General features: G+C 49.6%; 5 protein-coding genes. 1 reads left to right on the top strand and 4 read right to left on the bottom strand.

What is annotated here, in order from left to right; genetic code table 11:
- The first annotated feature begins 264 nt into the window (after window positions 1-264).
- On the top strand, window positions 265-1476 hold the full coding sequence (locus tag B3K91_RS11585; RefSeq protein ID WP_292595228.1) for a uroporphyrinogen decarboxylase family protein: 1212 nt from the start codon (window positions 265-267) through the stop codon (window positions 1474-1476).
- A 45-nt stretch (window positions 1477-1521) separates the two neighbouring features.
- On the opposite strand, the gene B3K91_RS11580 is transcribed toward B3K91_RS11585, so the two are convergent.
- The 4 genes from B3K91_RS11580 to B3K91_RS11565 all read right to left on the bottom strand — a co-directional run.
- Window positions 1522-2478 carry a uroporphyrinogen decarboxylase family protein gene (locus B3K91_RS11580; protein ID WP_292589989.1) on the bottom strand — a complete coding sequence of 319 codons (957 nt, stop codon included), beginning with the start codon at window positions 2476-2478 and terminating at the stop codon, window positions 1522-1524.
- 3 nt (window positions 2479-2481) lie between these two features.
- Window positions 2482-4260, bottom strand: coding sequence for an ASKHA domain-containing protein (locus B3K91_RS11575; protein WP_292589991.1), 1779 nt, complete (start codon window positions 4258-4260; stop codon window positions 2482-2484).
- Window positions 4261-4458: 198 nt separating this feature from the next.
- Window positions 4459-5157 carry a vitamin B12 dependent-methionine synthase activation domain-containing protein gene (locus tag B3K91_RS11570; RefSeq protein ID WP_292589992.1) on the bottom strand — a complete coding sequence of 233 codons (699 nt, stop codon included), beginning with the start codon at window positions 5155-5157 and terminating at the stop codon, window positions 4459-4461.
- A 33-nt stretch (window positions 5158-5190) separates the two neighbouring features.
- Window positions 5191-6269, bottom strand: a 1079-nt coding sequence (locus tag B3K91_RS11565; RefSeq protein ID WP_292595225.1) for a uroporphyrinogen decarboxylase family protein, incomplete at its 5' end; no start/stop codon positions are given.

Genomic DNA, 6269 nt, shown 5'->3' with positions numbered 1-6269 from the left:
ACACCCTCCGCCACTTCGTGGCCCTCCTCCCTCAAGGGAGGACTTAAGATCAGGATCATCAGAAGCCAAATACAGCATATACTGCCAAGGGAGAAGAAGCACAATATGATTCCTATTCAGCTCCGTAACTTATGGGTAATGAAGAGCTTAAAGAGAGGTGGATCCTATTTCTAAATCTTACAGTAGTGAAGCAAAAGAATCTGTCTCAGGCATAATTGTTTCGTAGAGTCTCAGGAGAGAAGGATCTGAAAGGAGAGGAACTGCATGACTTCGCGAGATAGAGTGTTGAAAACGTTGAAACACCGCGAACCTGACCGCATTCCCATCGATCTGGGAGGAATGAGGTCGACCGGCATTCATGCTAAAGCTTACTGGAAGCTTGTAGATTATCTCGGTTATTGTGATCTTCCAGTAAAGGTTTTCGATATTCATCAGATGCTTGCCCTTATCGATGAGGAGATCAGGAGAGAAGTTCGTTCCGATGTGATCGAACTCAAGAGACTGAACGGAGGCTTTGGAACCAGAATCGATTCCTGGATCAGGCGAGAGATCTTCGAAGATGGGTCGAGATACCTCTTTCCAGATGGTTTCGACCCCAAAGTGAAAGAGGACGGTTCGCTAGCAATCGAGAGGGACGGTGTCGAAGTCGCGAGGATGCCCCGGGGCGGCCATTACTTCGACAGGAGTAACTTCCCCCTTGCCCAGGCCGAGAGCAAAGAGGAGATCTCGGCTCTTGTTCTGCCAAAACTGACTGACGAGGAAATAGAGTTCCTGAAAGGACAGCTCTCGGGAATACGTGAGTCAACAGACTGCGCCGTAATCGGGGCTTTCGGGGGAAACTTCTTCGAGGCGGGCCATTTAATGTTCGGGTACCAGGAGTTCATGGAGAGACTGATTACCGACCGGTCTCTTATGGAGTTCTTTCTCGACCGGCTCCTCGAAACCTATATTGTAGATCTGGAAAAGTATCTCTCTAACGTGGGAGACGATATAGATATTATCCAGATTGGCGACGATTACGGCACCCAGGAAAACACGGCGATATCGCCCCGGATTTTCAGATCTGTCTTCAAGCCCAGACTGAAAGACCTGTGTGACTTCATTCACAGGAAGAAACCCGATCTTTTCATCTTTCTTCATTCCTGTGGGTCAGTCTATACCTTCATACCAGATTTCATAAAAGTCGGTGTTCAGATCCTGAACCCGGTTCAGACCAACGCGAAGAATATGGAGCCGGAAAGGCTGAAGAAGGAATTCGGAAGAGATATCGTCTTCTGGGGAGGAGGATGTGACACACAGCACGTCCTGCCTTTCGGAACACTCAAGGATCTTGAGGACGATATTCGCCGGCGCATCGACATTTTCTCTCCGGGCGGAGGCTTTGTCTTTGCTCCTATCCACAACATTCAGGCCGAAGTATCACCCGGGAAGATCTTCAGACTTTTCGAATGCGCATACGAATATGGTTCTCGATAATTCCCGCTGAAGAATCTGCTCTTCTTCTGAACCTGAGGTATTGTATTACGACCGAAAATTCCTGCCGGCCCTGAAGAAGGCGGCGATGTTCTCATGAGGAGTCTCCAGTGGAATATCACACCCGGAACTCAAAATGAAGTTAGGTACGTTCTTCATTTTCTCTAGAAGGTTTGCAGTTTCTCTTTCGACCTCCTCTCCGTTTGACTGAAGGAAGACCTTGACCGGATCTATGTTGCCTATAAGAAAAACATCTTCGGGAATTCTCTCCGCCGCATCCTTCAGGTCCACCATGCTGTCAAGGCTCAGTCCGTAGGCGCCGCTTGCACCCATAGGTTCTACTATGTGTTCCGTGTCTCCGCAGATGTGATAAATTAAAGGTTTTGAAAGTTCTGATCTGAGCTTTTCAAAATACGGAAGCGCGAAACGTTTGAACTGTCTCTTGGATAAGAGCACCGCCGTCGGTTCAAGCACGGCTATCATGTCCGCGCCGTGGTCGATTAGCGCTTTCGAGTATTCACCTACAACCCTTGCACAGAAGTCTATTGCGCTCTCCGCAAAATCCGGCTCTTCTATCAGTTTCATACAGAGGTCTGTAACCCCAATCAGTTCTCCTGCAAGGCTAAGTGGACCGATAACGTAGCTGCCCTTCATTCCCGGCAGTTTTCTCGCCATCTTATCTGTAACTTCTGTGAAGATCCTCATTCTGCCGGATACTCCGCTCCAGGAGTTTTCGACAGAGGCCAGCTCGTCCTGTCCCTTTATTGGATGTTCCTTAACGTAGGGATTGCCATCCTCCGGGAAACCGATCTCCAGTCCCAACGCCTCGGCTTCGACTGTCAGGTCCATCATGAAGAAGATCCCGTCGGGCTGAAACTCCTCCATAAGCTTCGACAAAGACTTGAACTGGATTTCCGCGTTTGTGAGATTCTCTTTAAGCTTTGTTCCCGTCAGTCTTGCTCCCGGCGCGCCGAGCAAAGGTATGACTGATCTCTTGAAAGCCATTCTTTATCCCTCCCTCAAGGCAAGATTCTCAACGAAGATCTCGTTGAAATCCTTTCTCCCAGATAGTTCTACATAATGTATCTCACCGCTGAGACGTTCCGCTCTCTCTCGAATCCCGCTATCGAGAACTGCCAGAACTGCACCCAGACCGGCCGCATTGCCTACGGGTGAAACTCTTTCGACCGGCACATTGGGAAGCATGCCTATTCGCAGGGCATTTTTGGGATCGATGTAGTTTCCGAAGGCTCCGGCAAGCAGAATCCGGTCTATATCTTGCTTCTCGATGCCGGCCCGGTCCATCAAGACGGATACTCCTGCTCGAATGGCTGCTTTTGCAAGCTGTACTTCACGAATGTCTCGCCTGGTTATCCGCACTTTTCCCACCGGGCCGTCAAGCTCTAAGTGTTCTCCTTTGATTCGTCCCGATTCGCTGACTACACCCGCATCCATCATTACGGCAATCGCGTCTATCAATCCCGAACCACAGATTCCAGAGGCCTTCGACCCATTCACTGTACTGAATCCGATACCTTCTCCATTCAACCACACATGATCCACCGCTCCCGGTCTGGCAATAGTTCCCTGGCTTATGTTGCCTCCTTCGAATGCCGGACCTGCCGCGGTAGAGCAAGCGAAGATTCTGTCGCCGCTTTTGAGGGCCATCTCCCCGTTGGTTCCGATATCCACAAGGAGAACGTTGCCGGAATCTTCGACAAATCCAGACGAGAGAATGTCGGCCGTGATATCCGAGCCCACATAGGCTGAGATTCCGGGCATTATGTAGATTTTCGAATTTGGAATGGACTCTTCTAGGTCAAGTTCCCGTGACTCGAACACTTTTCCTCCTGTGAATGTCGGTATGAAAGGCGAGGAGGCGATTCTCTCGGGGCTTATTCCGAGAAGGATGTGGATCATCGTCGTGTTTCCCACTATCGAAGTATCGTAGATCCTTTCCTTCGATACTTCCCCTTCTTTGCAGAGATCGTCGATCAGCTTGTTCAGTGTTGTCAAGACTGCAGTTCTCAGCTCATCGATTCCTTCGTCTCTCTTGATTGCGTAGTCAATCCTGGAAATGACATCCTGGCCATATGCAGACTGGGGATTGGAAGCAGATCGAACCGCAACGATCTCTCCCGACTTAAGATCTGCCAGGTAAACTGCGAGGGTTGTCGTGCCTATGTCGATTGCGACACCGAAGATGCCTCTTTCGTTCGAGAAAGGTAGTATGTCTATTACTTCGCTTCCGTACAAGACTGCCCTGCCTCTGTAATCCAGCTCCCTTATGACATGGGGAAGCCTTCTCAGAAGACTAAGTCTGTCAATCCCCGGTCTTTCGGTAACGAGAGCACTCATAAGCCTTGAATAATCTGAAGCCTGGTCATCAATATCCGGCCTACAAAGAGAAAACTCTTCGACTCTAACCTGTGGAGATATCTCTCTTATCGAGGCCTTCGGAAGAGGCGGTTTGGAAACTGCGGAATTCAGAGCCGGGTCCTCCGTCTTGACTCTGACATCGGTCATGACTTTGAACTGGCAGCTCAGCCTGTATCCGGCCGCAATCTCGTCTCGTGTCAGAAGTCTTGACTCGGTAAGGGTGAGCGGGAAGGCCTCGCTTCCTTCAGCCAAAAGCGCCTTGCACTTTCCACAGTTTCCCTTTCCTCCACATACGGCATTCACCTGCTGCGATTCCCTTCTCAAAACATCAAGCAGAATCTCGCCTCTCTTTGCCGTTACTGTTCTTTGCGAAGGCAGGAATGTGACCTTATACACAGCTTCTTTCATTACTTAACCTCTCTCCTCATCGGTATCCTCGATCTTATCTAACCTATCCATTCACTCGAGAGCGACACCACAGCAGGCTCCTTTTGGGCAGCGGTCTTTCCGAACGGACAATGGTAAACTGAGAACTGATTTCTTCTGCTCCAACCTCACACAGCAACTCCTAGCCTCAACCAGACTGATTTTGAAGACTGATCCACTCTATTCAAGGGAGTCCCTCAGCTTCCGATCATACGGTGCGCTTCTGTAATGACAGTTAGCCCTTCTGCAAACCATGCAGCTCCTGTAATCCTTCTCGGACTGAAATGCAATTCCCGAAATTGACTTCGTCGGAATCATGAGAAGAGACTCATTCAGTTCGACCCCAATTTCTTCCTTCACATTTCCAATCAAGGAAAACAATTCCTTCTGCTGCTGCAGAGCCCAGATCTCCGCATCTCCCGAACCTGGAGACATCCATACGAGGTTTTCTATCAGGTTATTCCTGGAAATCTCGCTTCTTAGGAACCCGGCTGCCTCATGTAGTATGTGTTCCAGCAAACTATCCCAGAGAAAGATTTTGAGAAAATCTGTACGATCGAGCGGGTACTCGTAAAGTTCTCGTCCGGAAGTTATGACGAACGGGAAGACTCTGCCGACCGAATGGAGTTTTTTCGACAGGAGACGGCTCTCGAAGCGAACACCTTCTATCGTAACTTCGTCGTTGTTAACGCAGTCGACAAAGCAGGTCCTGTAGATCGCTTTTGGGTTTGCAGTCTCACGAGCATTCTCTACGAGCTCTCTGAAAGTCGTCTCTTCCTCAGAACCGGCTCTGATCCGCAGGCTTTCTACAAGCGAAGCCGCATCTATATCGAAAGGTATGCCTTTCAAAACTGAGATGTTTTTCTCGCATTCTGCCATGAACGTACCTAATCGGAGGTCGATTCGACGTATCTAGCGAGAGTTGAATTCATTTCCGGCCTCCAGCATCGCAAGGTAGTTTTTAACCGGGATGTAGTTGGCGACGGTGTTGCCCGTGCCTAAAGCATACCCGCCTCCCGGAGCGCATTGTTCGAGAGTCTCGAGCGTTCGATCCCTAACTTGCTCGACGGAGGCGTGACATAGAAAATCAACATCTATTCCTCCGAGGATCGAGATTCTCTTGCCCCATCTTCTTTTCACTTCTGGAACAGGCATTATCTGGTCTTCAAAGGAGTGTTTTGCATCGACTCCGGCTTCTATTATATCGTCCATTACAGTGGTCAAGTTGCCGCAACTGTGAAGGACAAAGGGTTTACCGTTTGCATGTACCACGCTGGCTATCTCTTTGTACCACGGGAAGACCAGTCTTCTGAGATGTCTCGGAGAGAAGATGGTCGATGTCTTGTATCCGAGATCGTCTCCAAAACAGTAGGCGCCTACACATTCCATAGAAGAGATTATCTTTGCGGCTCCGACCAGAACATTGCCGATCTTTTCGTTAAGAGTGTTGACCAGCTCGGGATCCTCGTAAACGGCCATGGAGAGATTCTCAACACCCATCAGGAAGCTGGAGTGCTCAAATGGCCCGCCGGAAGCCCCTCCAACTACTTTCATTCCTTCGGGAAGGTGCTCACCCAGCTTACGGAAAAGGTCGAAATCGACAGCTTCATCTGCCTTCGGCCAGTCCGCTTCCTGGAGGTCTTTTAGGGTCTTAATGGGGCCGCCCTTTTCATTCATCCACTTCCTGCTTTCTCTGCGGTATGTTGCCGTGTCATCACCATGAATGTAATCGGGAGTGGGAAAGCGGGGAGCCTGATAGAAGGGAACGTAGTCATATCCCAGTTCATCGTAGAAACCGACCAGCTGGTCGAAGTACCTGTCGGGATCTTCTTCTACTTCGGCAAGTTTGTAGCCCATCACTTCTTCCATTATTTCATCGTCCGCAAAGAGTTCAAAGAACGGAACTCTGCAAGGTTCTCCATTACGCCTGAAGACGTCCTGGATCACTGAGAAATCGGGTGCCGGTTTCAACTGAATCCCCCCCATTTTTT

This window comes from Mesotoga sp. UBA5847 (assembly GCF_002432735.1).
Classification (GTDB): domain Bacteria; phylum Thermotogota; class Thermotogae; order Petrotogales; family Kosmotogaceae; genus Mesotoga.
Note: the sequence above shows the minus strand (reverse complement) of the source record. Positions and strands in the feature narration are given on the sequence as shown.

Coding starts and splice junctions, on each gene's coding strand:
- B3K91_RS11585 (WP_292595228.1), top strand. CDS start 265: ATGACTTCGCGAGATAGAGTGTTGAAAACGTTGAAACACCGCGAACCT.
- B3K91_RS11580 (WP_292589989.1), bottom strand. CDS start 2,478: ATGGCTTTCAAGAGATCAGTCATACCTTTGCTCGGCGCGCCGGGAGCA.
- B3K91_RS11575 (WP_292589991.1), bottom strand. CDS start 4,260: ATGAAAGAAGCTGTGTATAAGGTCACATTCCTGCCTTCGCAAAGAACA.
- B3K91_RS11570 (WP_292589992.1), bottom strand. CDS start 5,157: ATGGCAGAATGCGAGAAAAACATCTCAGTTTTGAAAGGCATACCTTTC.